Source organism: Mycobacterium sp., assembly GCF_032162605.1.
GTDB lineage: Bacteria > Actinomycetota > Actinomycetes > Mycobacteriales > Mycobacteriaceae > Mycobacterium.
The window spans coordinates 1-4,543 of sequence record NZ_JAVROT010000282.1 but is presented as its reverse complement, the minus strand read 5'-3'; the positions used below and the strand labels follow the sequence as shown (position 1 = coordinate 4,543).

At 66.5% G+C, this 4,543-nt stretch carries 7 protein-coding genes; 6 read left to right on the top strand and 1 reads right to left on the bottom strand.

The features are described 5' to 3' along the window. The 6 genes from QOI01_RS16600 to QOI01_RS16575 all read left to right on the top strand — a co-directional run. Window positions 1-179, top strand: a 179-nt coding sequence (locus QOI01_RS16600; RefSeq protein WP_526382760.1) for a carboxyvinyltransferase, incomplete at its 5' end; no start/stop codon positions are given. A gap of 10 nt (window positions 180-189) precedes the next feature. After that, the gene (rsgA, locus tag QOI01_RS16595; protein WP_526382758.1) at window positions 190-1,173 is read left to right on the top strand and encodes a ribosome small subunit-dependent GTPase A; all 984 of its coding nucleotides are present in this window, start codon (window positions 190-192) and stop codon (window positions 1,171-1,173) included. 130 nt (window positions 1,174-1,303) lie between these two features. Next, a complete protein-coding gene (locus QOI01_RS16590; RefSeq protein ID WP_526382756.1) occupies window positions 1,304-1,447 on the top strand; it encodes a hypothetical protein in 144 nt (47 codons plus the stop codon). Continuing rightward, the gene (locus QOI01_RS16585) at window positions 1,444-1,569 is read left to right on the top strand and encodes a hypothetical protein (RefSeq protein ID WP_526382754.1); all 126 of its coding nucleotides are present in this window, start codon (window positions 1,444-1,446) and stop codon (window positions 1,567-1,569) included. Before QOI01_RS16590 ends, QOI01_RS16585 begins: the two co-directional genes overlap by 4 nt. 53 nt (window positions 1,570-1,622) lie before the next feature. Then, window positions 1,623-2,552: an SAM-dependent methyltransferase gene (locus QOI01_RS16580; RefSeq protein WP_526382752.1), complete on the top strand. Its 930-nt coding sequence runs from the start codon at window positions 1,623-1,625 to the stop codon at window positions 2,550-2,552. A 66-nt stretch (window positions 2,553-2,618) separates the two neighbouring features. Then, window positions 2,619-3,467: an aldo/keto reductase gene (locus tag QOI01_RS16575; RefSeq protein ID WP_526382750.1), complete on the top strand. Its 849-nt coding sequence runs from the start codon at window positions 2,619-2,621 to the stop codon at window positions 3,465-3,467. A gap of 69 nt (window positions 3,468-3,536) precedes the next feature. Here the strand turns inward: QOI01_RS16575 and QOI01_RS16570 are convergent. Continuing rightward, on the bottom strand, window positions 3,537-4,543 hold a 1,007-nt coding region (locus tag QOI01_RS16570; protein ID WP_526382748.1), incomplete at its 5' end, for a fatty acid desaturase family protein.

The window sequence follows — 4,543 nt, the reverse complement described above, 5'->3', positions numbered from 1 at the left end:
GGGTCTGGCGCTCCTATGCGGATCACCGAATGGCAACGGCGGGCGCCATAGTCGGGCTGCGCGTAGCGGGCGTCGAGGTCGAGGACATCGGCACCACGGCCAAGACCCTGCCCGACTTTCCGGGGATGTGGGCGAACATGACGTCCGGACGAGCGAGAAGCGGAGCGGATCGCGCATGAGAGCAGGCGCTTGAGACCCGGTGACTACCTGGACGAATCCGACGTCCGGGTGCGCTCGGGTCGGGGTTCGCGGCCGCGTACCAAGACACGTCCCGAGCATGCCGACGCGGAGGCGGGAATGGTCGTCACCGTCGACCGCGGCCGGTGGGGATGCGCACTCGGCGGAGACCCAGAGCGTCTCGTCACCGCGATGCGTGCCCGCGAGCTGGGTCGGACGCCCATCGTCGTCGGGGACGAGGTCGACATCGTCGGCGACCTCTCCGGCAAGCCCGACACGTTGGCCCGCATCGTCCGTCGCGGTGAGCGGCGAACGGTGTTGCGCCGCACGGCCGATGACACCGACCCGACCGAGCGCGTCGTCGTCGCCAACGCCGATCAGCTGATGATCGTCGTCGCGCTGGCCGATCCCCCGCCGCGCACCGGCTTCGTCGAGCGGTCCCTGATCGCCGCCTACACGGGCGGACTGACGCCGATCCTGTGCCTTACCAAGTCGGACCTGGCGCCGCCCGAACCGTTCGCCGCGCAGTTCGCGGGCCTTGACCTGCAGGTCGTGACCGCGGGCCGCGACGACGATCTCGATACCGTCGACCACCTGCTCGCCGGCAAGTCGACGGTGCTGGTCGGCCATTCCGGGGTCGGCAAGTCGACGATGGTGAACCGCCTCGTCCCCCATGCCCATCGCGCCGTAGGTGTGGTGTCCGGCGTGGGCAAGGGCAAGCACACCTCGACACAGTCGGTAGCACTGCCACTGCACGGTTCGGGCTGGGTGATCGACACCCCGGGCATTCGGTCGTTCGGCCTGGCCCACATCGCACCGGCCAACGTGATGATGGCGTTCTCCGATCTCGCCGAAGCCATCGAGGAGTGCCCGCGCGGGTGTGGTCACATGGGGCCGCCCGCTGATCCCGAATGCGCCCTGGACACCTTGACCGGCCACGCGGCTGACCGGGTGGCCGCCGCGCGTCGACTTCTGACCGCGATGAACGAGGACTAGCTCGAGTGGACTTCCTCGAACGCACGCGCAACGGATATGACGCCGCCGCTGCGGAGTTCGCGGCACTGTTCGAACGTGACTCGACGCCAAACCGATCGAGCGAGCCACCTCGGCAGCGTTCGCGCAACCGGTGCGGGCGACCGGGCATCCCACCGTCGCCGACGTCGGCGGCGTGTGCGCGTGGTCGTCGACCATCCACGTCCCCGACTCGCATCTGGCGGAGGTGTTCTCGCAGTTCCACCGCGTCCTCGGCGAGGCACCCCCGCAGCCGTGACCGCGACAGTGGAGTCGGTGGGCCTGCCCGTCTACTCGACCGCAGTGCGCGAACCAGACGAAGACGGCGCCGAGTCCACGCCGCAGGCGTTCCTGATCGGCAGGAAGCGCCTTGTTCGTTAAACTAGCTAAGAGTTAAATGCACTAAGCGTTTGACGACGGAATCGGAGGCGCGCATGGAACGCAGGGACGACGACACCTGGGACCTGTCAACGAGTGTTGGAGCGACGGCGACGATGGTGGCCGCCGGGCGGGCTCGAGCCACCAACACCGCCTCGCCGTTGATCGACGACCCGTTCGCCGAGCCTCTGGTACGGGCCGTCGGCATCGACTTCTTCACGCGGTGGGCCACCGGAGAACTCGACGCCGCCGATGTCGACGTGCCGGGTGCGCCTTGGGGCATGCAATCCATGACGGACCTGCTGACCGCGCGCACCCGCTTCTTCGACGACTTCGTCGGTGGGGCCAATGGGCTCGGTATCCGCCAGGTGGTGATCCTGGCGTCGGGCCTGGACGCGCGCGGATACCGGCTGTCGTGGCCGTCGGACTTCGTGGTCTACGAGATCGACCTGCCCGAAGTCCTCTCGTTCAAGGCCGCGACCCTGGCGGAGCTGAATGCGGCGCCCACCGCCGACGTCCGCGGAGTGCCCGTCGACCTGCGCCATGACTGGCCGACGGCCCTGCAGAAGGCCGGTTTCGACCCGACGCGACCTTCGGCCTGGCTTGCCGAGGGGCTGCTTCCCTTCCTGCCCTCGGAGGCACAGGACCGGCTGCTCGACGACATCGGCACGCTGAGCGCGCCGGGCAGCCGGCTGGCGTCCGAGGTCGCCCCGATGGCGGGCAACCCGCCGGACGGCGATGCTGGAGCGCCGTTGGACGCCGTCACACAACGCTGGCGCGACAACGGATTCGACGTCGAACTTGGCGAGCTCGGATATGCCGGCCCGCGCCACGACGTGGGTGAGTACCTTGAGAGTCGGGGCTGGCAGTCGATTCGGACATCGCTGCCGGAACTGCTCGCCGCGACGGGACTGCCCCAGCCCGCGCAGGCCGACGGCGCAATGTCGTTCGGCGACAACTACTACTGCACGTCAACGCGAACCTGAGGCTCGTTTGCGCCAGCGCCGGATTGGGCACGCTGCCAAAGGCAATTCGCTGAAGGAGGCCCATTCATGAGCAACATACCGACGATCGAACTCACCAGCGGCGCCAGGATCCCGCAGCTGGGGTTCGGCGTCTTCCAGATCGACCCCGACGAAACGGCGGGCGCGGTCAAAACCGCTCTCGACATCGGGTACCGACACATCGACACCGCCGAGATGTACCAGAACGAGGCAGGCGTCGGCCAAGGGATCCGTGACTCCGGTGTGGACCGCGCGGACGTCTTCATCACCAGTAAGCTCAACAACGGGTTCCACGAACCCGACGCTGCGCGAAAGGCTTTCGACCAGACGCTGAGCAAGCTCGGCTTCGACGACGTCGATCTGTTCCTCATTCACTGGCCGCTTCCCACGCTCTACGGCGGCGACTTCGTATCGACGTGGCAGACGCTCGAGGAGTTCAGGCGCGACGGCCGGGCCCGCAGCATCGGTGTGTCGAACTTTCAGGTCGGCCACCTCGAACGGTTGGCACGCGAGACCGACACCGTCCCCGCCGTGAATCAGATCGAGGTGCACCCGTACTTCGTCAACGACGAAGTTCGGGCGTACTGCGCCGAGAACGACATCGCGGTCGAGGCGTGGTCGCCGATCGCACAGGGCGCGGTACTCGACGATCCCGTCGTGACCCAGATCGCGGAAGCGGCCGGCAAGTCACCGGCGCAGGTGGTGCTCCGTTGGCACATTCAGCGCGGCGACATCGTATTCCCGAAATCGGTGACGCCCAAGCGCATCGAGGAGAACTACGCTCTGTTCGACTTCGAATTGAGCGCCCACGACGTCGACGCGCTGACCGCACTCGACAAGGGCGAGGGCGGCAGGACCGGCCCCAACCCGGACACGTTCGACTACATCCCCGGCTAATCGACGAAGACATGGCGCCCACGGCGAGGACCTGCGAGAGGCCCACGCCGTGAGCGCTATGTCGATGTTTCAGGCGACGAGGTCGCGCTTGGCTGCCCGCTTCTCGCTCCGACGGGACCGCACGGCGGCGATCGCCGACTTGAGTCCGCGAGGCTGATTCGCATCGGCGGGCCCCAGCACGTCGAACATCCGCTCGCTGCGGGTCTCCGGAGCATCGTCGGCGCTGTCCCGCAGGTACTTGTTCGGCAGCGACAACTTGGCGATGGTCCGCCAGGTCTTGCCGTACTGCACCGCGAAATTGCCCGTCGTGTAAGGCAGGTCGTACTTCTCGCAGACCTGACGGACGCGGACCCCGATCTCGTGCAGACGACTACTGGGCAGATCCGGGTACAGGTGATGCTCGATCTGGTGGCACAGGTTGCCGCTCATGAAGCGAAGGCCGGGGCCCGCTTCGAAGTTTGCACTGCCGAGCATCTGGCGCAGATACCACTGACCCTTGGTCTCGCCGACCATGTCCGTCTTGGTGAACTTGTCGGCCCCGTCGGGGAAGTGACCGCAGAAGATCACGGCATTGGCCCAGACGTTGCGGATGACGTTGGCGACCGCATTGGCCTTCATCGTCGACTTGTAGGTGGCACCGGGCGACAGCGACGTGAGCGCCGGGTAGGCCACGTAGTCCTTGATCACCTGATGGCCAGCCTTGACACCGAATTCGCGCACGCGCTTCATCGTCGCTGCGCGATCGTCGCGACCCCTGGAGATCTTGCCCAGCTCCAAGTGCTGCAGTCCGACACCCCACTCGAAGCCGATGGCGAGGAGCGTGTTGAACAGCAGGTTGCCGTAGAGGTTGAACGGGCTCCACTTCTGGTCGCGCGTCACCCGGATCACGCCGTAGCCGACGTCGTCGTCCATGCCGAGGATGTTGGTGTACTTGTGATGCATGAAGTTGTGGGTGAACCGCCAGTGCTTGGACGATCCGCTCATGTCCCACTCCCACGTCGAGGAGTGAATCTCGGGATCGTTCATCCAGTCCCACTGGCCGTGCATGACGTTGTGGCCGATCTCCATGTTCTCGA